The 24,187-nt window shown below is 46.2% G+C and carries 19 protein-coding genes; 9 read left to right on the top strand and 10 right to left on the bottom strand.

The features are described 5' to 3' along the window. Positions 1-50: 50 nt before the first annotated feature. Together ACXAH1_RS09335 and yddG are read right to left on the bottom strand one after the other, a co-directional pair. Positions 51-920, bottom strand: coding sequence for a PhzF family phenazine biosynthesis protein (locus tag ACXAH1_RS09335; RefSeq protein WP_475196240.1), 870 nt, complete (start codon positions 918-920; stop codon positions 51-53). Positions 921-979: 59 nt separating this feature from the next. After that, positions 980-1,873 (bottom strand): aromatic amino acid DMT transporter YddG, encoded by an 894-nt coding sequence (yddG, locus tag ACXAH1_RS09330; protein ID WP_475196238.1) that lies wholly within the window; start codon positions 1,871-1,873, stop codon positions 980-982. Positions 1,874-2,176: 303 nt separating this feature from the next. Here yddG and ACXAH1_RS09325 point away from each other — a divergent pair, with 303 nt between their 5' ends. Then, positions 2,177-4,240, top strand: coding sequence for a S9 family peptidase (locus ACXAH1_RS09325; RefSeq protein ID WP_475196236.1), 2,064 nt, complete (start codon positions 2,177-2,179; stop codon positions 4,238-4,240). 139 nt (positions 4,241-4,379) lie between these two features. Here ACXAH1_RS09325 and ACXAH1_RS09320 read toward each other — a convergent pair whose 3' ends face one another. The 3 genes from ACXAH1_RS09320 to ACXAH1_RS09310 form a co-directional block, all read right to left on the bottom strand. Further along, a complete protein-coding gene (locus ACXAH1_RS09320) occupies positions 4,380-5,111 on the bottom strand; it encodes a DUF4328 domain-containing protein (protein ID WP_475196234.1) in 732 nt (243 codons plus the stop codon). A gap of 276 nt (positions 5,112-5,387) precedes the next feature. Next, positions 5,388-5,825, bottom strand: coding sequence for a hypothetical protein (locus ACXAH1_RS09315; RefSeq protein WP_475196233.1), 438 nt, complete (start codon positions 5,823-5,825; stop codon positions 5,388-5,390). After that, positions 5,818-6,261 (bottom strand): hypothetical protein, encoded by a 444-nt coding sequence (locus ACXAH1_RS09310; RefSeq protein ID WP_475196231.1) that lies wholly within the window; start codon positions 6,259-6,261, stop codon positions 5,818-5,820. The genes ACXAH1_RS09315 and ACXAH1_RS09310 overlap by 8 nt, the downstream gene beginning before the upstream one ends. Positions 6,262-6,427: 166 nt before the next feature. On the opposite strand from ACXAH1_RS09310, the gene ACXAH1_RS09305 reads away from it, so the two are divergent. The 3 genes from ACXAH1_RS09305 to ACXAH1_RS09295 are packed head-to-tail and all read left to right on the top strand — an operon-like array spanning position 6,428 to position 9,598. Next, positions 6,428-7,252 carry a DUF350 domain-containing protein gene (locus ACXAH1_RS09305; RefSeq protein WP_475196227.1) on the top strand — a complete coding sequence of 275 codons (825 nt, stop codon included), beginning with the start codon at positions 6,428-6,430 and terminating at the stop codon, positions 7,250-7,252. Between the two features lie 12 nt (positions 7,253-7,264). After that, positions 7,265-8,083 (top strand): hypothetical protein, encoded by an 819-nt coding sequence (locus tag ACXAH1_RS09300; protein WP_475196225.1) that lies wholly within the window; start codon positions 7,265-7,267, stop codon positions 8,081-8,083. Then, positions 8,084-9,598, top strand: coding sequence for a polyamine aminopropyltransferase (locus ACXAH1_RS09295; RefSeq protein WP_475196224.1), 1,515 nt, complete (start codon positions 8,084-8,086; stop codon positions 9,596-9,598). It abuts the gene before it with no gap. A 4-nt stretch (positions 9,599-9,602) separates the two neighbouring features. Here the strand turns inward: ACXAH1_RS09295 and yidD are convergent, their stop codons facing one another. Then, positions 9,603-9,959, bottom strand: a complete 357-nt coding sequence (gene yidD / locus ACXAH1_RS09290) for a membrane protein insertion efficiency factor YidD (RefSeq protein WP_475196222.1) — start codon at positions 9,957-9,959, stop codon at positions 9,603-9,605. 37 nt (positions 9,960-9,996) lie between these two features. Continuing rightward, positions 9,997-10,449, bottom strand: a complete 453-nt coding sequence (locus ACXAH1_RS09285) for a nuclear transport factor 2 family protein (protein ID WP_475196221.1) — start codon at positions 10,447-10,449, stop codon at positions 9,997-9,999. A gap of 581 nt (positions 10,450-11,030) precedes the next feature. Between ACXAH1_RS09285 and katG the strand changes: the two genes are divergently transcribed. Continuing rightward, entirely contained in the window at positions 11,031-13,346 is a 2,316-nt protein-coding gene (katG, locus tag ACXAH1_RS09280; RefSeq protein WP_475196220.1) for a catalase/peroxidase HPI, read from the top strand. Between the two features lie 54 nt (positions 13,347-13,400). Here the strand turns inward: katG and ACXAH1_RS09275 are convergent, their stop codons facing one another. After that, the gene (locus ACXAH1_RS09275) at positions 13,401-14,585 is read right to left on the bottom strand and encodes a GTP-binding protein (RefSeq protein WP_475196218.1); all 1,185 of its coding nucleotides are present in this window, start codon (positions 14,583-14,585) and stop codon (positions 13,401-13,403) included. Positions 14,586-14,754: 169 nt separating this feature from the next. Further along, on the bottom strand, positions 14,755-15,933 hold the full coding sequence (locus ACXAH1_RS09270) for an MFS transporter (RefSeq protein ID WP_475196216.1): 1,179 nt from the start codon (positions 15,931-15,933) through the stop codon (positions 14,755-14,757). Positions 15,934-16,072: 139 nt separating this feature from the next. Here ACXAH1_RS09270 and ACXAH1_RS09265 point away from each other — a divergent pair, with 139 nt between their 5' ends. Beyond that, entirely contained in the window at positions 16,073-16,960 is an 888-nt protein-coding gene (locus ACXAH1_RS09265) for a LysR family transcriptional regulator (RefSeq protein ID WP_475196215.1), read from the top strand. Between the two features lie 16 nt (positions 16,961-16,976). Here the strand turns inward: ACXAH1_RS09265 and ACXAH1_RS09260 are convergent, their stop codons facing one another. Continuing rightward, a complete protein-coding gene (locus ACXAH1_RS09260; protein WP_475196214.1) occupies positions 16,977-18,605 on the bottom strand; it encodes a methyl-accepting chemotaxis protein in 1,629 nt (542 codons plus the stop codon). Positions 18,606-19,198: 593 nt separating this feature from the next. On the opposite strand from ACXAH1_RS09260, the gene ACXAH1_RS09255 reads away from it, so the two are divergent. The 3 genes from ACXAH1_RS09255 to ACXAH1_RS09245 all read left to right on the top strand — a co-directional run bounded on the left by ACXAH1_RS09255 (position 19,199) and on the right by ACXAH1_RS09245 (position 24,178). Beyond that, complete coding sequence (locus ACXAH1_RS09255; RefSeq protein ID WP_475196212.1) at positions 19,199-19,585, top strand: thiol-disulfide oxidoreductase DCC family protein; 387 nt, start codon at positions 19,199-19,201, stop codon at positions 19,583-19,585. A 378-nt stretch (positions 19,586-19,963) separates the two neighbouring features. Then, on the top strand, positions 19,964-21,328 hold the full coding sequence (locus tag ACXAH1_RS09250; protein ID WP_475196211.1) for a KAP family P-loop NTPase fold protein: 1,365 nt from the start codon (positions 19,964-19,966) through the stop codon (positions 21,326-21,328). After that, positions 21,329-24,178 (top strand): sensor histidine kinase, encoded by a 2,850-nt coding sequence (locus ACXAH1_RS09245; RefSeq protein ID WP_475196209.1) that lies wholly within the window; start codon positions 21,329-21,331, stop codon positions 24,176-24,178. It begins immediately after the preceding gene. Positions 24,179-24,187 lie beyond the last annotated feature (9 nt).

The following is a 24,187-nucleotide window of genomic DNA, read 5'->3' as shown; positions in this document are numbered from 1 at the left end:
CTCGCTACAACAGCCAATGATTCTGGAAAACACTCAATATGGCAACCTAGCTATATTGAGAGTATTTTTTTACCTGTTATTTGCGCCTTACCTCCAACAAATACTTTAGATATGCCCTGCTCGTCTGACTCTACCGATGCCGTAATGCGCGAGGGGTATCCCATCACCCGACCTTGCTCAAAGGTAAAGTGATTAGACTGAGAAGGGTAAACATATTGAGTCAGATAGCACGCCAGAGCGCCACAGGCACTTCCGGTAGCAGACTCTTCGGGTATCGCAAATAAAGGCGCAAAATTGCGACAGCGTGCCGTGAACGTCTCATCTTCATCGCACAACTCAAACGCATGTAAGCCAATGACGTTATGCTGGCGAGAAAAGTTGCTCAACGCTTTATCATTGACCTTGATCTTATCGAGATGCCCACTAGGTACAGGCACTATAATGTCCGCCAAGCCGGTTGAAATAGTCTCAATGGGTAACTGAGTCGACGCTAATATAGACGTATCAAGCCCGATTAAGGCTGATATTTCGGCATAGTCAAAGCGCTTAAGATACTGCGGCAAATTTTGCGCCATCACAATGTGCCCATCAGGCGCTATTGTTACACCAAGTTGACCTGCTTTGGTGCTTTGCACGTAATGCCCCTGAGTGATCAGGCCCTGCTCCAACATCACAGAAAACGCGGCTACGGTAGCATGACCACAAAAATCGACTTCAGCTGCGGGTGTAAAGAAAGTCACTGTAAAATCAGCGTCGCGGGCTGCTGACACAAAGGCGGTTTCCGAAAAACCCACAGACTGTGCGATGGCCAACTTTTGCTCGTCTGTCAGTCCATCGGCATGCAACACCACGCCAGCAGGGTTTCCTCCTGCGCCTTGCTCTGTAAAGGCATTAACCAAATATACGTTGAGTTGATGCAATCGACTTCTCCCTAATTTATGGGGCGGGCACTGCCACACTCTGTTGCTGCCCCAGTTACTTAATCATTGAATTGTGCTCTGGTCACCCACCAGCAAAGCAAAGAGCCTGCGGTCACCATGCACACCCCCTGCATAAAACTTTGCGTCAGTACCAGCCCAAGGATCAGCGAAGACAAAGCAGTTGAAAGTACCGGGGTGAAATAAGATAGGGTCGCCAGCAAAACCATGTTGCCACCAATAATGGCATAGTTCCATAACGCGTATCCACTACCCAGTGCTACTCCTGATATCAGGAGTAGACCAACAGATTCCAAGGTCAACACCATAGGGGTTTCACCGCTGGCTGTATACTTGACCCACAAACTCATCGCCGTCAGCAAAAAGAACAAAGTAATCGCGTTTTGTCCATTGGCAATACGTTTGGTTAAAACACAATACACAGCCCATAGAAATGCACCGGTCAATGCCATTGCATAGGTCGTTGGATTTGATGCAATATTTGCCATTAGCTGTTCAGGTGTCATACCTTGTTCACCCGTGATACTCCAGGCAACTCCAAAAAAGGCCAGCAAGATCCCCGGATATACCCAGATACTGCTCTTTTTCCCGCTGGTAATGACCGCCATCAACACCGTCAGTGCAGGCCATAAGTAGTTGATCACCAGCATCTCCAGCGCCTGCTGGCGGGTGTTTGCCATTGCAAGTGCCAGCGCCAGGCAAATTTCATAGGCAACAAACAGGCTGCCCCCAATCAATACGTAACGCGGCGAATATTCACGTAATCTTGGTACACCCATGACCAGAACCAGAAATACAGCCGCGACGGTGTAGATAGAAGCTGCACCACCTACCGGACCCAGCATTTCAGTCACTGCACGAATCAATCCCATAACGGCGCTCCATAAAACAATCGCAGCGACGCCCGCCAGCGTGTATTGATATGACCTATTCATGATTTTGATATTTAAAGCTCCGAAGCTGAAATTGAAATGCACCTGCACACACTGACGTCCCGAAACCGCGTCAGGCTAAACAACAGGGCGAAAGATACCTTGCCACACTTGCAGATATCAAACTTTTTAATGCCCAATTTCCCGGCACTTAAGTGAAACATCGGATAAATTCGCCCACTTACCGCGTATCTATTCCAAAAGGTGTTACAACATATCATAAATAGGGTTTGTACTGAGAGGCTGTTTAACTCGCTCACAGGTGTGTGAACGGCCAACAACAATAACGAGTAGAGTACTAAGCCAATGACTAAGCTTTCGATTTTGACGTCTTGTATCGCACTTGCCCTGACAGGTTCGGTATTTGCAAAAGGACCCGGCGAGCAAGAGATAAATAACACGCTCACCTATCAGGATATATTCAACATTGAATACGCCGCCAATCCTGTGGTCATGCCAGATGGTAAACAGGTTGTCTATGAGCGACGCAGCATGGATATCATGACTGACAGCCTGAGAAGAAACCTGTGGACCGTGTCTCTGGACGGTAAAAAACACTTACCTTTGCTATCAGATACCAAAAACCACTTCAACCCGGTATTTTCGCCGGATGGCACCAAGATGGCATATCTGTCCAGTAAAGAAGGAAAAGTTCAGATCTATCTACGCGACCTGGAGTCCGGCCTTACAGCACGAGTCACAGATGTCAACATGACGCCAAATAACATGAGTTTCTCGCCTGATGGTAAGCAGCTGGCTTTTTCAATGTTTACGCCTGGTAAGTCTGCGCCACTATTTAGCCTGGATTTTAAACCAAAAGGTGCCAAGTGGGCTGATAATGCACAGTATATCGACAAAACTCTGTTCCAGCGCGATGGTGCGGGCATGAAACGCCCCGGAAATATGCAGGTTTATGTGGTGCCAGCAATTGGTGGTGCACCCAGACAAATTACTTCAGGTGCCCATGATTACGCTGGTTCATTGGCCTGGACACACGACAGTAAACAGCTCATCGTGTCGGCCAATACCCGCGAAAACGCGGAGTTTGATGTTTTCAATAGCGATTTGATGGCCATTGATATCCTGAGTTCAAAGGTCACTAAGCTGACCGATATGTCAGGCCCCGAAAGTGGCCCTCAGATGAGTCCGAATGGCAAAAAAGTGGCCTTCACGGGCTTTGAGGACAATGGCAAATCCAATCAGATTGTCGAGTTGTATGTTATGAACCCGGATGGTTCTGACATCCAGCGACTCACTCCCGACCTGGACCGCAGTGTTGGCAATGTAAAATGGGCCGACAACAGCAAAGGGCTGTATTTTAGTCACGATAATGATGGCAAAAAACACGTCGCTTATGTGTCGCTGTCCGGCAAAATCAAAACCAAAACCGATGCATTGGGCGGCATGAGCCTGGGACGCCCCTACACATCAGGTCATTACGATGTGACCGACAATGGCCAGATTGTTTATACTCAGTCAACCGGAGTACGCCCGGCCGATCTGGCAGTCGTCAATAAGCGCGGTAAAGTGACACAACTGACCGATCTGAACAGTGACGTTTTCGATCATAAAACACTGAATAAACCCCAGCTGATGGAAGTAAACAGCAGTGTAGATGGCAGACGCCTGCAAGCCTGGATTGTGACTCCACCTAATTTTGACCCGAATAAGAAATACCCACTCATCCTGGAAATTCACGGCGGACCACACACCGCATATGGCCCTGAATTTTCAACCGAAGTCCAGTTGTTCGCAGCCGCAGGTTACGTCGTGGTTTATGGTAACCCAAGAGGTTCAACGTCTATGGGCGCTGACTTTGCTAACGAGATTGATAAAAACTACCCGTCAGAGGATTACAACGACCTGATGGACATGGTCGATGGCGTCATTGCAAAAGGGTATGTTGACGAAGAGAACTTATTTGTCACCGGTGGCTCAGGCGGCGGCACATTAACAGCCTGGATCATAGGCAAAACAGATCGCTTCAAGGCATCGGTTGTTGCAAAACCCGTGATCAACTGGACCAGTATGATAGGTGCGTCCGACATCTACACCTTTATGACCAAATACTGGTTTAGCGACCTGCCCTGGAACGATTACCAGCAATACTGGAACCGTTCACCACTTTCTCTGGTTGGCAATGTCAAGACGCCCACTATGGTACTGACTGGCGAGCTAGATGTCCGCACACCGATGAGCGAAAGTGAGCAGTATTATGGGGCGCTGCGACTGCAAGGCGTAGACAGCGCTTTTGTGCGTATTCAGGGCGCCTATCATGGTATTGCCGCTAAGCCTTCCAATCTGGCACGTAAAGTGGGCAATATCCTGGCCTGGTTTGAGAAGTACAGAACCGACAACAAAGAAGACTAAGTCTTTGCAGCCACCCGCATGGCGGGTGGCGTTTAAATTTGGCAATCAGTCAACTGGGTTTCCTCACCCTATGAGGTGCTTTTATAAAAGCGGCATTCACTTTTTATAAGTAGTTACTCTGGTCCAAATCGGTTCACAATTATGGATCAGGGTTGTGCGCTTCACTCTCAGTCTTTTCATTTGGTATTAATGTCCCCTCACTCTCAAATAGTTCAATGTCAGGGTATGCAGTTACTTGTGCTTTATGGATAGATTCAATAAGCCTTAACGTGACCACAGCAAGTAGTATGGCAATCACCTCTGCAACATGTGCAACAAGGTTTGCTGTGATAAACTCTGAAAGCTCTTCCGCATCCAATGACAAACGGAATGAAAGTTGGCCTACGATAGTAGACGTGATCCACAAAAACCACCATATACCTACAATCGAGCCTACTCCTTCGAATACCCAGTTTGTAGGGTTATGGCTGGTTTTCCAAATCTCTTTCATCGCCTGATAGGGTTTCCACAGAGACAGAACAGGGATAAAGAAATACCCAATTGACCAGCCTGGAGTAAATTCCATTTTCTCTGCCCCCAACTGACGCGCGTTATAATTGGCCCGATGGATCCATTTTAGAATTAAGAATCCAGATATACTAAAAACCAGTAAGTAAAAAATAGCTACGATTTGTTGACGTTGATCATTTGCTTCGCCTGCTGCTATTGCCCGCTCTTGAGAAAAATACACCCCTTCCTCATAATCAGACAATAAATGGAACTCAAGATTGTGAGACACTAATGACACTATCGCCATTAAAACCTGAGCCAGCAGCATATAACGTACCCACTTTGTTAGGCGAGTGGCGTCCTTGAAACTTTCATTTTGCATAATAACTTCTCGATATTATTAGTATTTTTTTAAGCAGCGGTTTGCGCTGAGCTTGTGAATGACTAGGTATTCTCTCATTCTTTGATAGTGAAATACAAAATAGCTGTGCCAATATAAAAGTTTAAATTATTGTGATTAAAATAAAAATACCCCTATGAGCTTTCCGCAAGCCCCACCCTGGCATATCTGGCATATGAAGGGGTAATATCTTCGCTTAGTGTAGGAAGTATTAGGCTTATTATAAAGAAGGCTGAATCTGTGCAGTCTCTATTCACTCTAACGGTAGGCTTCACACATTTCCATCGTCAAACTCAGCAATCCCATTGCTTGATCAGGCTCAGCACTGGACAGTTCAGCCTCTACTCGAAAAGGCCTGGTGTTCATCTGTTTTGTTGAGCGCGCTTTTGCTAGCTGTTTATATAACGCAGGACTCGTACATATATAGCTGCGCACTTTGTTTTTATAAAGAACTTTCCTCTGTTCGAATTCATAGTTGTCAACGGGCATATTATGAAAACTGATACTAAGTACGATCCGGGAGTGACTACCAAATACTCGGTCCAGTTCAGCCTGTTCTGGAAACCCCATAGTTAGTTGGCTGATTTCCTCAGCTATAACCTTTTGGTTATTATCTGAGTTGATATAGCCAAAGATAATGGAGGCTATCAAGCTCAGGGCAATCAATAGAACTCGAATTATGCTCGATTTATCCATTACCCAACGACTTCAATTTGTTCTTCAATGCTGCGATTACAATCGGGATAAAATGGAGCGACACGCCAATCGCTGCGCCGATAGAGAGCGCCCACATCCCTCCAAGCCATAAAAAGAAGCCTGCGTAGCCATGAACCCCACTCATATAGCCCTTTTGCATGACATCTAAGAACATTAAGCCATTCCAATAGGCATAAACACATACCGTTGCAATGAATGCATACAAACCGATTTTATGGAGCACTGGGTTAGCTCGCCCGAAATGTGTTCTGCAGAAAAAACACACCATGCACTGGGCAATCAGCATTGGCACTGACAACAGCAATACGACCAACAAAATACCGCCAAAGGACTCGTCGCTGTACAGATAGGTGATCCCCATTAATAACATCATCAAAGCTGAAACGGCCAATGTTATTGCAATTGTAATATTCATCAAAACTCCTTTCCTACTGCAATATGCAATAATTGATTCACTTTCATCATTACATAAATCGGGGACAGCCACCATGAAGTAGCGCAATATTAAAAGAATTTACTCGTTTTTTTTCTGTGCTAAAATCGCCCGCTTGTACATTCTTGGGTAAAATACGGAAACAAACATGGACTTCCCTTTGGCTGAACTGAGCTACTTCGGGCTCTTTCTTGTGGTGCTATTTGTTGCAAAATGGCTCTATAACGCGACCACTTCGTACAACACCTTCACGGAAATTGAACAGAACAAAAACCTGGCTTTGGCAACATCAATCAGTGGTTTCTTAATTGCAGTCACTATGATGTATGTAGCAGTCCTTCAGGGGCCTAGTAAAGGCCTGCTAACCGATCTAATTAATGTAAGTATGTACTCACTTGTGGGGCTTGGGTTATTGGTGGTAACACGAGTGATTAACGATAAGCTGCTGTTGCCCAAGTTTTGCAACACCACACAACTTATCACTCATCAGAATCTGCCGGTTGGAGTCGCGCAATTTGCCAGTTACATCAGCGCCGGATTAATTATCGCAGGGGCTTTGAAAGGTGAAGGGAGTTTTGCCTCGGCCATTGTATTTTATTTGCTCGCTCAGCTGGTTCTGCTGGTAGCAAGCAGACTATATGATGCCCTGACGCATTTTGACCTGCACCAGGAGCTGCAAAACAACAATATGGCGGCGGCCGTCAGTTTTGCTGCAACCAAAATTGCCACCGGTATTATCTTATTTCACGCACTGCGCGGCGGGTTAGAAACCTGGTCACACAGCATTACACTATTTTTTATCGACGCAGCCATTGCGCTGGTGTTACTCCCCGTAGTGCGCTTACTGACTGATTTAGTGCTGATGCCAGGGGTGAGAGTCAACAAGGCCATCGCCCAGGGCAATACCGCGGTTTCTTTAATTGAAGCGAGCGTGGCCCTATCGGTTGCCGTGGCAATTTTCTACACACTTTAAAAAGGACATTTTATGAGTGTGATAAAAACCTTTTTCCTGGCTTTAGTCATCCTGACTTTATGCTTTGTTGGCGGTTCGGTGTTGGATGAAGCTGTTGCCAAAGTGCCTTTTGCCAAGAGTACAGAATATACCAATCAGGACAAGGCCTACCTGTTCGATGTGCCTGAAGATGGCCAGATGATGCGCTTTGAACTTAAGGGCGTGATGAAGATGAATACCTGGAAAGCCATGGATATGGAAGTCTATCAGGCCGATGGCACTTACCTGTTTAGTTATCATGATGAGCTGTGGTCTGAGTCAGGCAGAGACTCCGAAGGCAAGTGGACCGAACATAAAAAGGAAGCCTCGTTTAAAATTCGTTTTGCCAAAAAAGGCAGCTACCAGCTGTATTTGACTGATCAAAGTAGCAACAATCAAAAACTGAATAACACGCTCTACTACTTTCGCGTTGTGCCTATAAGAGGAGATGCCAGTGTACTAAAACCGCTCTACTATATAGCACTCATTGTGGCTTTCTTGTGTTTTGCAGTGCTGGGCAACCGCTATGAAGAAGATAAGCCGCTGTCTGGCAAAACAACCTATAACAAGAAGCCCTATGGTCATAACCCATTTGGCGATCAAGCCCGCCCCTCACGTGCCCCGCTGTACGCCTGGTGTTTCTCCCTCGGGCTATTTGCCTTGATGTTCAGCTGGGCGTACAAAAATGATGATGACATTAATTACGTCAGCTATGCCTATGGTAAGTCGCAAATGACGGTTGATCGCAGTATTCGCCAGCAAAGTTTGTCTGGTGCCAACCATCGCGGTGGCAGCGGCCGGGGTGGTAAATAAGTGCTCAGAGAAAGCCATATCCTGCTGTTTAGCATCTTTATTGCGGGGTTATGCTCGATTGTTTATGAGCTACTGATAGCAACCACAGGCGCTTATTTTCTGGGCGATAGCGTGATGCAGTTTTCCATTACCATTGGCGTCTATATGGCGTTTATGGGCGTGGGCTCGTACCTGTCTAAGTGGGTCACTGACAACACACTGCTGACGCAGTTCATTGTGTACGAGCTTATGCTGGCGCTGATTGGTGGCAGCTCAGTGCCTTTACTGTATTTTTGTTATGCTCAGGGCTGGCATTTCCAGAGTATGTCGGTTGCGCTCACCGCTCTGATTGGGATTTTTGTGGGCCTTGAAATTCCGCTGCTGTCACGGCTGATGGAAAAGCACTATACCTTAAAGGTGAACCTGGCCAATGTGTTGTCTATTGATTATCTGGGTGCGTTAATCGCCACCCTGGTTTTTCCGCTGGCACTGCTGCCCTGGCTTGGCGTGTTCAAAACCTCACTGTTGTTTGGGCTCATCAACTTGTCCATCGCCTTAACCTTATTGTGGTATTTTTACGCTCAGTTTCCCCTCAGGCAGGCACGCCTGTTAAGGTGGCTCCTGGTGCTGGTGCTACTCACGCTCGCAGGGTTGATGTTCTTCAGCAAAGCGCTGAATCATCACTGGAATGAAACCGTATTTGAAGACCGTATTGTGCACAGTGAACAGTCACGGTACCAGCAGCTGATCATGACCAAACACAAAGAGGATGTGCGTTTGTATTTAAATGGTGGCTTGCAGTTTTCTGCCATTGACGAGTATCGCTACCATGAGTCGCTTATCCACTTGCCAATACAACGGCAAACAGCTACCAGTAACGTCTTGATATTAGGCGGTGGTGACGGCCTGGCAACCAGGGAGCTGCTCAAGTATCCTGATATTGAATCCATTACCCTGGTTGACCTGGATCCGGCGGTAGCTGCGCTTGCCCGCAGCAATTTTCATCTCAAACAGCTTAACCAAAACGCCCTGCACGACCCCAAAGTAACTGTGATTAATCAGGATGCGTTTGTCTACCTGACAGACACACCCGACAAATACGACCTGATTGTGGTGGATTTACCGGACCCGAAAACCATTAGTCTGGCCAGGTTATACAGTAAGCAGTTTTATACTCTGATAAAGCACCGTCTTGATGCACATGGAATTATGGTGACTCAGGCAACCAGCCCCTATTTTGCCAGGCAGGCATTTTGGTCAATTCATAATACGGCGGCGTCGGTGGGTTTTCACTCAGTCACCCCTTATCATGTGGATGTCCCTTCATTTGGCAACTGGGGGTTTGTCATGGCCTGCAAAGCTGCGTGTGCATTGAGGCACAATACGCTGCCGGACACGCGTTTTTACAATCCAGATATTGAACCCTTATTATTGACGTTTCCGGCTGATATGCATAACACCCACAGCAAGATCAGCAGCCTGGATCAGCCCCATGTGCTCTACTACTATCTCGATGGCTGGAAATACTGGAACTAGCCTGTTAAAAAGGCCAGCAATCGCATGACATATCTGCCGCATCACAGCTTTTCCCTCTGCCACCACAACTGGCAATATCACAACCCGCACTTGGGTCGCAGCAGTCGCAACGGCTCTCGTCTTTTTTTCGCCTGTCTTTTGACGCTGATTGCTCAAGCAAGAGATAAGCTTGCTTACACGCGCGCATCCGTGCCCTTATCTTGCGATATCCTCCCCAGAGGCCATCTTCTTTTACAATGGCCAACACAGCATGTGAGCAACTCTCCCCCCCATGAAAAACCGCATGGGCACATCGAAACCCTTTATGTGGAGAAATAAAACGTTGATAAAATCGGATCAATAGTATGGCCAGATAATCCATGGCAATTCCAACATTGTATTACATTATAGTTACGGCGTTATGTTTTACTCTTGGCGACAAACGTTTTAGTCACAATTCGCCAAGCGCCTTCACGCTTATACATCACCAGGTAATCGACATAGTGCGTTTTTGGTGTATGAAAATCCATTTTTACCATAGCCATTTTATTATCCACGATATCGACAGATAAAATATCAGCCTCCCATTTATCCTTGGTCGCTTTCTTAAAATAACCTGAGAACTCCTTCAACGGGACAATTCTGATTGTTTCTTCTTTAGTATCATTATCTATCCTAATCATTTTGACGTGGCCAAACTCCTGATCAAAGGCTTTTGCCAGCATGTCCTGGTCGCCCTTCGCCGCACCATTAAAATACATGTAAGCCGTATCTACAACAGCCTGATACTCTTCCCCGGTATTCGCTTCACTGCGGCTAAATGATGAGAAAAGTAAAGCAAACGCTGCCATGGTTATTGAAAATAACTTCATTGTTATAAATTCCTATTTTAGAGTGTATAGTGCTTAGATCATGCATTTAAAAATACTTGTCGGTTTCATAACTGAGTACGAGTCATACGATCTTTTTTAAAATCATTGTCAAGCAGCTGCGTACTGGTTTCTCCGAACTACAGCCAGATTTGCAACGAAAAGTCACAGCCTGGTTGTTTCTAAAAACCTAACAGCAAAGCCGACACTGCTCAAGCTTGTATGCGATAAAAGGCATTAACTATACGCCAATGGGAGTTAACGTTACTTTGAAATAGATATTGCCTTATCTCATACGCATCGAAGATCATTGAGTCGAGACGTGTAAATGTATCATCTTTAGGCCTTTTTTGCTTTGCCATCCCCTTTCAACCTGCCTGTCACTTTACATCTGACAACCTTTACCAGCAACGCCTCATGCACCAAAAATACAGCCATTGATTTTTACGAATACGAGCATCTATAAATTCCATTAACAATTTTGCAAACACGTAACTATACTCGCTGGGAATTAAGTAGATGTACTGCCGGCTGGGTAGGGTTTGGCTGGTCGGCAGGCGTTTCAAAAAAATAAGGTAACCACTATGACCACAAAAATATTTCAAAAATCAGCCTTAGCCGCGCTGGTAAGTTTAGCGGTAACGGGCCTCAGCGCCTGCGCCAGCAACGACGACCTGCAACAAGGCAGCCAGTCACATAGCGAGATCAGCAAACCTAAAGGCGCTGTCGGGTCCGGCAATGTACCTATGGGCGTGGCCAAATCCAATCAGTTCTGGTGGCCGGATCAGCTTGACTTATCTCCACTGCGCGACCACGACGGCCGCTCCAATCCACTGGGCGAAGACTTCGACTATGCCATGGCATTCAACAAGCTAGATATGGCGGCGCTAAAGCGTGATATGAACGCGCTACTCACTACATCACAAGACTGGTGGCCTGCCGACTGGGGCAACTACGGGCCGCTGTTTATTCGCCTGGCCTGGCACAGCTCGGGGACCTATCGTACATTAGATGGTCGCGGTGGTGGTGATGGCGGTCAGATGCGCTTTGATCCGCTCAACAGCTGGCCAGACAATGGCAACCTGGACAAAGCCAAGCGCCTGTTGTGGCCGCTTAAGCAAAAGTACGGTGCGCAAATTTCCTGGGGCGATTTGATGATCCTGGCAGGTACCGTTGGCCTGGAAAATATGGGCTTTAAAACTTATGGTTTCGCCGGTGGGCGCACCGACGATTGGGAACCAGACTTAGTCTATTGGGGTCCTGAGGTTGAAATGCTGGCCAGTGATCGCGAAGAAAAAGACGGTAAATTACAACGTCCGCTGGGTGCTACACACATGGGTTTAATTTACGTCAATCCGGAAGGCCCTAAAGGTAAGCCCGATCCGGTAGGCTCGGCCAAAAACATCCGCGTGGCGTTTGGTCGTATGGCCATGAATGACGAGGAAACCGTGGCGCTTATCGCCGGTGGTCACACCTTTGGTAAAATGCACGGCGCGCATAAAGCCAGCAAATGTGTGGGTAAAGAACCCGGCGGGGCCGCCATTGAAGAGCAAGGTCTTGGCTGGAAAAACAAATGTGGTAAAGGCCACTCTGAAGATACCGTCACCAGTGGCCTGGAAGGCGCGTGGACTCAGGCACCTACCCGCTGGACTACGCTCTACCTGCAAAACCTGCTGAACTTTGAATGGCAGCAAACACGCAGCCCGGGCGGTGCCATTCAGTGGATCCCAACCGATGAGGCACTGCACACCTCAGTACCCGATGCACATGTCAAAGGGAAGTTTAATTCACCCGTGATGACGACCGCAGATCTGGCACTCAAGTACGACCCGGAGTATCGCAAAATTGCCGAGCGCTTTTTAGCCAACCCGGAAGAATACCGTCTGGCCTTTGCCAAAGCCTGGTACAAGCTTACGCACCGCGATATGGGTCCGCGTGCCCGCTACTTGGGCAATACCGCCCCTGATGAAGCGTTGATCTGGCAAGATCCGGTTCCGGCTGTAGATCATGCATTGATAAACGAAGCCGATGCCAAGGCAATCAAGCTGGATATTCTGAAAACCGGGATCAGCGTACCGGCGCTTATTCGCACCGCCTGGGCGTCTGCGGCCAGCTTCCGTGCCTCGGACATGCGCGGTGGTGCCAACGGCGCCCGTATTATGCTGGCACCACAAAAAGACTGGCCCGTTAACAACCCGGATGAGCTATCGTCAGTTTTAAATCAGCTGCAAGCTGTACAGGCGCGCTTTAACCGCGCAGCCGGTGGCACTAAGCAAGTCTCTATGGCCGATGTAATTGTACTGGCGGGTGCCGCCGCAGTTGAACAGGCAGCCAAAAATGCCGGTATTACGGTGTCTGTGCCCTTTACCCCAGGGCGCACCGACGCAACTCAGGCACAAACTGATGTGGAATCATTTGCACTGCTTGAGCCAAAAGCGGATGCGTTCAGAAACTACTTTGACGTGAATGCCAGCTACCGCTCACCAACCGAAATGTTGGTTGATAAAGCCGATCAGCTTAATCTGACTGTGCCAGAAATGACGGTGCTGCTGGGTGGTTTACGTGTACTGGGTGCCAATGCCATGAACTCTCAGCACGGTGTATTTACCGATAAAGTGGGCACGCTCAGCAACGACTTTTTCGTCAATCTGCTGAGCATGTCTCATCAGTGGCAAAAAACCAGCCAGGCAGGTTTATACGAAAGCATTGACCGCAGCACAGGCAAAAAGCGCTTCACGGCCACCAGTGTGGATTTGATCTTTGGCTCAAACTCAGAGCTGCGCGCCGTGGCCGAAGTCTATGCCTATGACAACGCTCAGCAAAAGTTTGCAGAGGACTTTGTTAAAGCCTGGCACAAAGTGATGCAGCTAGACCGTTTTGATTTGCGTCATCAGTTGTAATCCCATCCCAAAAGTCAGCGCCTGCGATAGGCGCTGACTTTTTGGTTAAAACACTCAGTCAATGGGACAGGTTACACACCCGACAGCGACAATCTGACCATGCTGGCGGACCTCGAATTCTACACCCGCTTTTATCGCCATAGACTTACTCAGCCTGACGGTCCCGTTAAGCTTATCGCCCGGCGCCATCGATTCAATGTCGCTGGTCCAGCTCACCGTGCCTGCCACATCAAGGTAATGCAGTCTAAAGTCACCTTCAAATCCATTGTGCAAAGGCGTTTTGCGTCCGCCCTCTTCACCGGTCAAACAATAAAGCAGCGCTTCGAAACGTTTACATGACTTCAGCGTGCCCTTTTCGCAAAGCACCATGCCTGTTTCAATCTCATCGCGTGGGATCCCTTTGAGCACTATCATTGTGTGGTCTCCTACACTCACACAGTCTTGTGGCTGAGATCCAATCTGTATTTTCGAACAAGTTGTCTGTCGTGAGTCTCTAATCCCAGCAAGTTCAACAGAATCGTTTACTCGTAAAGTACCGGACGTAATCCTGCCACAGGTATGTGTGCCACGAAACTGAATCTCAAATACATCTTCGACAGGCATTAAGAAAGGCTGATCTTTATAAAGAACGGGATCCAAAAAATGACTATTCATTGCTCTGACTAAATCCCGTATCTTATCTTCCCAAACGGGGTCTCCTTCAAGCGCTTGCAATGCAGAACCATAGATCACAGGTGTCCTTTCACTATCAAACCAGTATCGATCAAGCTGCTCTCTCACGAGCGGTTCGACAAGAGCGGCGAGTTCTTTGCCCTGCGCAACGTCGCACTTATTAATAAACACAACGACTTGGCTTACGCCACAGTCACGCAATAGCATCAGGTATTCGCCACACGACTCAATAAGTTCAGGCTCCGGTGTGACCACTAGAATTGCCACATCGACCCTGGATTCACCACTGATCATCCCCTTGGCTTGGTCCATCAAACTGGGGTAATCAAATTGAACGTACACTCGCGCTGAGGATTCATAATCTGCTTCCGAGCGGTAAAAGGTCACACCTGAGCGGGTTTTATGTTGCGGCGCATTATTTAATGCGGCAAAGTCTTGTGCTGATGCCATATGGTCTTTTTCCAGCACCTTCGTGATAGCAGCAGTTAAGGTCGTTTTACCCTGTCCTTTGGCACCGGTCGTATTGACAAAGATAACTTGTTTAATAAATTCATTGTTGCTTGCCATACTATAACTCCCTGACTCATGTGATATTTAACCATCATTATGGGAAAGGATATATCTAAATATCAATAACATCGTATTACACCTAAAATTCTGATAGTTCACAGCAGGCATGATTAACGCTCAGTTAGAGCGGCTTAAATCACGCCTGACACTGTAAACACTTAGCGCACTAACAAGACGCTAGTCGGTGCTCTCGCTTGTCCATAAGACCAGAGGCCCGGGTCAGCAACAATGCCAATATCACTATAGTGCCCCCAACCCAGGGCGTATCCTGCAATGACATTTCTTCAACGACGACCCCACCGACCACCGATCCAATGGCAATACCGATGTTAAATGCTGCGATATTAAGCCCGGATGCAACATCCACCGCATTGGGGGTATGTTTCTCGGCTAACTGCACCACATATACCTGCAAGCCTGGCACATTACCGAATGCAAATGCGCCCCACAACAATACGGTTAATACCGCTCCAATTTGACCGCCTGCTGTCCATGTGAACACAAACAATACCAACGCCAACGCGCTAAAAATGATATACAGTGCTTTCACAGGACCCAGACGGTCAGCCAACCTGCCGCCCCAAATGTTCCCTACGGCAACGGAGACGCCATAAACCAGCATAATTAACCCAACTGAGCTGGCGGCAAATCCGGAAACCTGCTCCAAGATAGGGGCCAAGTAAGTGAAAGTCGCAAACGTACCACCATAGCCTACGGCGGTCATGGCATACACCAGTAACAGACGTGGCTGAGTCAGTACTTTGAGCTGTTCGCTCAGCTTGGCAGGCTCTGCTTGTTTAAGGTTCCCGGGTAGCAAAAGAGCGCTGCCAAAAAATGCCACCAAACCGAGTAATGACACAATCAAAAAGGTTGCTCGCCAGCCAAACTCCTGACCAATCCAGGTACCCAGAGGGACACCAGTGACCAGTGCAACAGTCAGGCCGGTAAACATAATGGCAATCGCACTGGCTTCTTTTTCTTTACTGACGAGACTGGTCGCTATGGTCGAGCCGATAGAGAAAAACACCCCATGTGCCAATCCAGTCAGGATCCGCGCAACAATCAATGAATCATAACCAGGCGCTTGCCAGGCCAACAGGTTGCCGCCAATAAACAAAGCCATTAGTGTTAACAGTACCTGTTTACGGCGCCATCGCCCGGTAAGCGCCGTCAATACTGGTGCCCCGACAGCAACGCCAAGCGCATATAAACTCACCAGCAAACCCGCAGAGGGAAGTGAAACCCCTAAATCTTGAGCAATCGTGGGCACCAGCCCAACAATCACAAACTCAGTCGTCCCGATAGCAAATGCGCTTAAGGTCAGCGCAAACAAAGCTAAAGGCATAATGATCTCCTCACAATAATTAAGTGAAAAGAGTGTGCAGCATTCAATTACCAACAAAAACAACACAAATAACAAAACCATTTTGCATAAAATGTAATAATATTACTGAATACGACTTTGCTAATCGGTGGTGCAAGGCATGGATCTAAAGTCCAAAACACAAGACATTAAGAGTTTTATTACAGTCGCTGATTGTGGCAGCTTCACACAAGCCGCTATTTTGCTTAATACCCACCCAGCCAAAGTATCCCGCTCTGTGGCCAGGCTGGAGCAAACATTGGATGTCACGCTGTTTATTCGCAGTACACGTCGGGTGGAGCTCACCGAAGAAGGGCTGGTATTTTTGAGCCACGCAAGAACCGGACTCAATGCTTTATTGCAGGGTGAGGAAGCACTTAATAGCATAAAAGGTGCGCCTAAGGGGAAACTCAGGGTGGATGCTGCCAGCCCCTTTTTGTTCCATCAGGTTATCCCGCATGTGGAAGACTTCGCCAGGGCCTATCCCGGCATAACGCTGGAGCTAATCTCCAATGAAAACATTGTCGACCTGATTGAAAAGAAAACCGATGTGGCGATCCGTATTGGCAAGCTAAACGACTCGAACTTGCATGCTAAAAGGCTCGGTACCAGTACATTACACCTGGTAGCCAGTCCCCGATACCTGGCAAAACATGGCCAGCCAAGCTGCGAGGCTGATTTAAATAAACACATACTGATTGGTTTTGCTGATGCACCCAGGCTCAACCAGTGGTGCTTACAAGAGCAAATGACCATAAAACCAGCTATCAGTGCCAGCAATGGAGAAGCAATTCGTCAGCTGGCACTAAATGGCAATGGTATTGCACTGCTGTCACGCTTTATGATCCAGCAAGACATGAAAAATCAGCGGCTTGAAGAGGTGCTACCCGGCGCGATTATGAGCCCTAATCCACGCGAAGAGGTCAATGCAGTCTACTACAAGCACTCGACTGTTTCTCCACGGGTAGGGGCGTTTCTGGAGTTTTTTACCCAACGCTTCGCGCTGTGAACGCAAACCGCAAAGGCTATAACTTAAACTGCTCGACACTGGATTTGAGGCTGTGGGCCAGCTCACTGATGTCATGACAGGCATGGGAGATTTGATTGGCTCCCTCAGTCATCTCAACACCGGCCACATTAATGTTCTCAATATTGCGATTGAGCTCCTCAGACACCACAGACTGCTCATTACAAGCCGCCGCTATCTGCGTGCTCATTGCTGCAATGCTGTCGATCTCCTGTTCAATCTGGCTGATGGTTTGGCTGACCGTCTCAGTTTGCTCCACGCACACATCAATCCCGGTCTGGCAGGTGCGTGTGGCTTCCCCCGTTTCTTTGGATTTTTGTTGCAAGTCACTGACAATTTCAACAATTTGTGTGGTTGATTCCTGGGTACGACGCGCCAGTGAGCGCACTTCGTCGGCCACTACAGCAAAACCACGGCCCTGTGCACCGGCACGGGCGGCTTCAATGGCAGCATTCAGCGCCAGCAGGTTTGTTTGCTCTGCAATTTCGCGGATCACGTCGACTACCACATTGATATTCTGCGCGTTCTTTTCAAGATTGACCGCCAGCTCGCCAGCGTGCGTTACAGTTTCTGCCACAGCCGAAATATGCGACATGCTGCTTGTCAGTGCCGTATTGCCCTCTCGCGATTTCATATGAGCCTGGTTAGCAGACTCTGCCCCCATTTCGGTGCTTTGTGCTACCTCAGACACGGTGGCCTGCATCTGGGTCATGGCAGAAGCAACAGACTGTAACTCGTTTTGCTGATGCTCCATGCCTTTGGCGTTTTGTGCCGAAATCATGTTCACTTCTTCAACTGCGGAAGAGAGCAAGATAGCGCTGTCATTAATTTTCACAACAAGGCTGTTTAACTGCTGACGCATTCTTTCCAGTGACACCAGCAACGAGCCCAGTTCGTTGCTGCCTGCCGAATCTATATCAATGCGGGTACTTAAATCGCCATTTGCAATGCTGCCAGCCAGATTCATGGCTTCTTCCAAAGGACGTCTAATGGCCCCGCTGAGCACAACACAGATCAGCGCAATCATCACAGCACATACCAAAGTACAAATAATAATGGCCGTGATCACGGTTTTGACGGCCCCAATGGCAGATGACTCAGCATGACCCACATTGTCACTGTTGATTTTCTCCAGCTCACTTAGCTCGTCCATGGCCTTAGCAAAGACGGGATAGCTGTTTAGTACCGTCTCATTAGCGCGGTTCACCTCACCACCGCGCACCAGCGCGTTAAAGTCCGACGTTGCCGCAGCATATTTACGCCAGGCAGACTCAAACGCCTCGAACTGGCGGCGCTCCTTTACGCTTACATTAAGCTGACTGTATAGCGCAACTTTACGATTTACCCCGGCACGTAAGTCGCTCAGAATGCTCAGCCACTCGCTCATTTCGGGGTGGTCCGGGTTCATGGTGGCACCAAACTCATCTTTACGAATGGTGGTAAGCTCTATCTTTAAATCCTTAACGATCTCTACTGAAGGAATACTGGTTTGTACGATTGAATCAAGATCATCGCTGATCCCTCTCAGTCCGTTATAGGTCAACAGACTCACAGCGAAGAAAACAAAAAATACCGAAAAAAAGCTCAAACCTATTTGTTTGGTAATGGATAAATCTTTTATTGCCATGCTCTTTGTAAAGTTCCCTAATTTAACAATAATTCAGACGAATAAAAAACCGCCAGAGATACTAAAACCAAATATCTCTGGCGGCTGCTTGTAACCTTAAAAAAGAGTGCAAAATACCAGCGATTTTATGTGTAAAAATGGCATAACCATGCAGCATATTTGTACACAATAAAGTCGCAGACTAATGCCTGAATAGGGATTAGCCCGGGTATGTTTTTCACACAACGACTCATTAAGTAATCGAATATTATAGTTAAAGGCAGCCTTTGATTGAACACAATAATTATTAATGGTTTGGCTTTATGTTATTGATTAGGTGGTGAAATATCACTAAATATAGAGAAATAAAAAACTAAAAGATCATCTTTTATACACTTAGATCACAAAGGTGGGACAGAGTTACAATTAGCCTTTTTGCGAGGTGTTCTGTTTAACTTTCTCGTCCGCCGTGTTCATTTTTTGCTGGCATACAACTTGATGGGTGTGCGTTACCCTGATGAAGACAACACCCTGAAATAATATGCAGACATACGCCAGCAATGATCTTATTATTTTACCAGTGCGTATTGCGTTAAAAACAACCGGATAAGCAAATGAGCGAACTCACCATATTTTATGACGGCAGCTGCCCTTTGTGCGTTAAGGAAATGACTGCACTGACCAAGCGAGATAAAGCACAACGCATTAAAACGGTCGATATTTTCAGCGACGAATTTGCCCGCTACCCTGGCATTGACCCGGAAAAGGCAAACACAGTTTTGCATGCGCTGGATGCCAAAGGTAACCTGTTGCTGGGTCTGGATGTTACACATCAGGCGTGGCGATTAGTAGGAATGGGCTGGTTGTATGCGCCACTTAGATGGCCCGTCATCAAACCCATCGCAGATAAGTTTTACTTACTGTTTGCCAAAAACCGCTATCGCATTTCTTACTGGCTGACTGGTCAGTCCCGTTGCGACAGCGGCGTGTGCCGAAAATAGCAGCGCCGACGCTTAATTGCGTTTCAAACCAGGCCGAGACCATTGCCATTATCCAGACAAGTGCGGCTAACTTTGAGGTAAATGGCAAGGCCGGCAACGCTCCCCAAATCACTAAAAGAATACACGCTATCAACGCAGACTGAATGAGGACCTTAGTGCCAAACGCAGCATAGCTACCAATTGGGCAGAAACCCCACCAGTTCAGAGTGTTCGGTGACCAAAATATGGCTCCCTGTCTCGCTACCTTCGATGTCTAAATTCAGTTATCAGACCCGCACTATAAAGTCACACGCACAGCACTGAGCAAAAAATAAACTTGAAAAACAAATGTAATTTTTACAATATAATTATTACTTTAATGTAACAAGCAGAGACGAAATGAAAGGATTTCTTAGCGATGACCCAGTTGCAAACCTAGAGAATTGGCCAGAGTTAGCGTGTTTTGGAAACAGCCTCACAAGCCACCTGAGTGGGGTTGACAGTACAGACAATGACAGTACAGACAATGACAGTACAGACAATGACAGTACAGACAATGACAGTACAGACAGCCTTGTCGACGCACCAAATACAAACCTCATTAATGCACCTATCTTGCTCAGCGGTGACTGGGGTTCGGGAAAAACCAGCTTGTTGCTACATTTAAAGAACGCTCTTCAAACCAAGCATAACAGAGGGGTAATCTGGCTGGATGCCTGGCGCTACGAAAAAGAGTGCAATTTAATGACAGCGCTTTTGCATTGTATCTGGAAAAGCAAACCAAGCGGCCTACAAAACAATATATTAAATGCTAAGATAATTTTTTCAACTGTGCTCAAAACAGCAGCTTCTTTGGGTGTAAGAGCAGCTCTGAACAGTATTGGCATTAAAGGCACGCTTGCGAATATTGAAAATGACTTTAAAACCCAGGGTGAAATAGGGCCGCCAAATGAGCCTCCAAAAAATCAAACAGATTTATTGACAGAGCAATTTGAACAACTCATTGATTCGCTTTGGCCAGATGAGCACCTTAAGCCGGTGATAATTATTGACGATTTAGACCGTTGCTCTCCAGAAAGTGCTGTTGAATTACTAGACCAAATACGCCTACTTGTAAGCAGTCACTCACATACCGGGTGTCGCTTTGTAGTTGCAATGGATAAGGTTACCTTACAGCAAGCTATCAGGAGCAAGTTTTCTTCACTGTCCAATTATGACAGCCATCGCTATCTGGAAAAACTATTTCCGATAATGCTTCAGATTCCTCGTTTTTCAATGGCAAATAACACCTCTTTGTACCAAGACCTACTCGACACTTGTCAACCCTCACTGTCAGGCAGCGATCATGAAGCCTGGGAAAAGGTGTTCACCACCCCGTATTTCGCAAATTTGCGACTGATCAAACGCTGCTTAAACACCTATCAATGGATTATAAGTGCTGATTCAACAGAGTCCAATAATGAAGTTGATCAAGCACTCCTGATGGAATGGCTGGCAGCAATTAACCGCTGGCCACAACTCAGAGACTATTTAAATGCAAAATCTGAGTCTTTTTGGCGTCAGGTCACAAACGTAATCCAAAACAATGATGAGCAACTAGAGAATCAAGAGTCAATCGTGCAAGAATTGCTTGAGCAGCCTTTTATCCGAGATTTTTTTTACGAAAGCCCTGTCAGAGGGAACTCTCAGTATGAATATAAGTTGCTTAATCGGATTCAGGATTATAAAGAGTTAGATAAATTTATTAGCAGTAAGGGAGTGTAGATGTTATCCGAAAGCCAAGCTAACATATGGAACTTACTTAGTAATGACGAGCCAGATACCATACTGGACAAACTTGCTCAAAGTTTATGTCGTAAACTAGACGCCGATTACTGGCGCATATTTAGCATCGACTTTTGCAAAAAAGACGGCCCATATGTCAAATTCCGAAGTTCCGCTTGCAAAGAAGATGACTCCCTGAAAAAGGAAATACGTTACTTTGACACACAGGAAGAACAGCCTCCACCACTTACAACTTACCTGGTCAAAAATAAAACCTGGATTATCGCCAGGCGATTAGAAAACGACGAGCTCTGGGAATGCACTCTGGGCTGCGAACCTCATCAGCCGATAGAGCAAACTGAATACCCAATAAAAAAATTACCTTTATCAAAAATTTACTGTGATGAATTGAAGAACAGGGATAAAAGTCGCCTATTCTGGCCTATAAAAAATTCAGAACAGAAATTGATCGGTTTTATTTGTCTTTACATTAGCGAAGAAAACGCTAAGGATAACTTTACCTCAGATGACATAAGAAATCATCATGGGGACTTCGCTCATATCAATATTACATATGAACATACTCGTTCTTTAAAGAGAAAGGACGTCGCAGAACAGGCTTATAAAAATCTAATAGAGTTGCTCAGAGTTGACCATGACTTTACAGAAAGCCTGGAAAACCTCCTTAATTATATGGGTGATTATGTCCAGGCTTATGCGCTTAACTTAATGGAGTATGATGCTCAAAAAAAACGCTTGTATACCATTAAGACTTGGTGCTGTGATGAAAAATATGCTTTGCCCGATGTATATATTGAACAAGCCTCTATTGATGAACTAGAAGAATTTAATCATGACAATTTGAAAATAGAGCCCGCAGGAGTAAACCTGCGTTCCTGCTCAAAAATGTGGCGAAGTAAAAAGAAACCCAGTAGTGAAACTTCCTATATAAAATACTGTTCGCTCTGGATTGCAATTTATGATAAATCCTACAGCCAACATTTGGATGATTTGCACCGCTGGCGTGGGCACGCCGCAATGAAAAAGTCACATGAATTTATTCAGGCATCTGGTACGCGATTTTATGAGTACTTTAAGGATTATCAAAGTTTTTGCGTTCAGAAGATTAGTGCAGATTTACACAACGTCGACTTAAGCCCATCAATGGACGTTGACGAAGTTCACGCCTTGACACTTAAGCAGCTGTGTAAAAATGCAGGTGCTGAAGTAGCTTTACTCTACGAGCCAGTAAAGTCGGGTAAAGTAATCTTAGCTTACGATCAGTTTGGAAATAAAATTGACGGCTTGATTGGATTAGGCGTAGCTCAGGGGTCAATTTCAGCTAACTTAATTCAAAAAGAAGAAGCCTGTCTTATTCCCTATACTGGCACCGCAGCTGGCACAGACCTGCACAGAAAAAGGCTACATCAGATAAAAGCAGTGTTAGGCTGGAAGAGTATTCATTCCTGGCTTTACCACCCCCTTTTTACTGAAAATAGAATCAAACCAGGTACCGCCGCAAAGCGCAAAAATGCTGCACTCATTGGTATGGTTAAACTGTTAACTAAAGAAAACAAAATAGGGTTATTTCAACAACAAATTGTAGATAAAATACTGGCCGCAACGGCCAAACAGTGGTGTGAAACTCAACAGCATCATTTAATAGACAAGTTACCCGAGGTGATGGATGAGCTTATGCAGCTCTCAGGACAAAACCTGAATATAAGACTGCTCGAAAGAACATCAAGCTTAGTGAATACTTATGTCAGAAAAGGTTGCCATATCCAGCTGTTTGTAAACAATGAAGATGGCCAGTTAATTTTATCAGGCACATCAAAACCCACTCATGACTTATCTTCTTCCGATTATAGTAAAACAATAAAACACATAAAAAACTTTATTGTTAAAAATAGTAAAGAGTTTGTTTTTGGGCCAAAGGACAAAATATTTAAACGTCAAAATGGAAACCCAATCGCTTTAGGCATGCATGGCCTTATCACACCAATTGCAATTAATGGTAGTCATTTAGTTCAGGGATATTTAATAGTAACATCGCAGAACCGAGCATTTACAACATGGGAGACTGAACAGATCAATAGAGTTGTCCGGGAGCTTTCTCAGGTGATTTATCAGGAGGCAATGCGCATTCAGTGGCGCTCAGATCTGGGGGTTTTTCGTCATGCTATATTGGCTCCTTCACAGGGGTTAGTTTCCAGAGCAAAAGGGTTTGCCAGGATCATACAAAGACACTTCGCTGATGACAAAATGATAAAAAAGCAACTCAGATTATTGAAAAGAGATGAGTTTCTAGTACAAAGCTGGCAACAGTTTCAGCGAGTGCTTATGGATCAAAAAATAAAACTGGAAACGAAAGAAGCAAATTTAAAGGATTGCTTTGAACGCTGGATAGATAGATATCGAGAATGGGCAGAAGAGAAAAATTCGAAGATTATATTTGAATATAATGCATCTGAGTTATTTACTTTTGATGAGCTAAGCCTGGATATAGCCATTGGAAACTTATTAGACAACGCAGTTAAGTATTCAGTAAGTGGGAATAATATCATTGTAAGAGTAAGTTCACATTCAGTCAGAAAGCTTGAAATAAAAATCAGCAATACCAGCCACACTCTCAGCGAAAACCAAATTGAGCAGGCGATGCGTTTTGGTGAGAGAGACAGTATGCACAGAAATATAAGCGGGCAAGGGATTGGCCTGCCATTAGCCAAATCGCTTATTGAAGCGCACCCCGATGGAGCGCTAATTCTTACCTGTGATCCCTTACCAGATTTAAATGGGTTTTCCAGGGTAACAGCTACAGCGACAATAATACATTACTGGCGCGGATAACACATTTAA

This window comes from Pseudoalteromonas sp. AWH4_217 (genome assembly GCF_056161105.1).
Note: the sequence above shows the minus strand (reverse complement) of the source record. Positions and strands in the feature narration are given on the sequence as shown.

Excerpts from the sequence above, each read along its gene's own strand:
- yddG (WP_475196238.1), bottom strand. The coding sequence starts at position 1,873 with ATGAATAGGTCATATCAATACACGCTGGCGGGCGTCGCTGCGATTGTT.
- ACXAH1_RS09325 (WP_475196236.1), top strand. The coding sequence starts at position 2,177 with ATGACTAAGCTTTCGATTTTGACGTCTTGTATCGCACTTGCCCTGACA.
- ACXAH1_RS09320 (WP_475196234.1), bottom strand. The coding sequence starts at position 5,111 with ATGCAAAATGAAAGTTTCAAGGACGCCACTCGCCTAACAAAGTGGGTA.
- ACXAH1_RS09315 (WP_475196233.1), bottom strand. The coding sequence starts at position 5,825 with ATGGATAAATCGAGCATAATTCGAGTTCTATTGATTGCCCTGAGCTTG.
- ACXAH1_RS09310 (WP_475196231.1), bottom strand. The coding sequence starts at position 6,261 with ATGAATATTACAATTGCAATAACATTGGCCGTTTCAGCTTTGATGATG.
- ACXAH1_RS09305 (WP_475196227.1), top strand. The coding sequence starts at position 6,428 with ATGGACTTCCCTTTGGCTGAACTGAGCTACTTCGGGCTCTTTCTTGTG.
- ACXAH1_RS09300 (WP_475196225.1), top strand. The coding sequence starts at position 7,265 with ATGAGTGTGATAAAAACCTTTTTCCTGGCTTTAGTCATCCTGACTTTA.
- yidD (WP_475196222.1), bottom strand. The coding sequence starts at position 9,959 with ATGGATTATCTGGCCATACTATTGATCCGATTTTATCAACGTTTTATT.
- ACXAH1_RS09285 (WP_475196221.1), bottom strand. The coding sequence starts at position 10,449 with ATGAAGTTATTTTCAATAACCATGGCAGCGTTTGCTTTACTTTTCTCA.
- katG (WP_475196220.1), top strand. The coding sequence starts at position 11,031 with ATGACCACAAAAATATTTCAAAAATCAGCCTTAGCCGCGCTGGTAAGT.
- ACXAH1_RS09275 (WP_475196218.1), bottom strand. The coding sequence starts at position 14,585 with ATGGCAAGCAACAATGAATTTATTAAACAAGTTATCTTTGTCAATACG.
- ACXAH1_RS09270 (WP_475196216.1), bottom strand. The coding sequence starts at position 15,933 with ATGCCTTTAGCTTTGTTTGCGCTGACCTTAAGCGCATTTGCTATCGGG.
- ACXAH1_RS09265 (WP_475196215.1), top strand. The coding sequence starts at position 16,073 with ATGGATCTAAAGTCCAAAACACAAGACATTAAGAGTTTTATTACAGTC.
- ACXAH1_RS09260 (WP_475196214.1), bottom strand. The coding sequence starts at position 18,605 with ATGGCAATAAAAGATTTATCCATTACCAAACAAATAGGTTTGAGCTTT.
- ACXAH1_RS09255 (WP_475196212.1), top strand. The coding sequence starts at position 19,199 with ATGAGCGAACTCACCATATTTTATGACGGCAGCTGCCCTTTGTGCGTT.
- ACXAH1_RS09250 (WP_475196211.1), top strand. The coding sequence starts at position 19,964 with ATGAAAGGATTTCTTAGCGATGACCCAGTTGCAAACCTAGAGAATTGG.
- ACXAH1_RS09245 (WP_475196209.1), top strand. The coding sequence starts at position 21,329 with ATGTTATCCGAAAGCCAAGCTAACATATGGAACTTACTTAGTAATGAC.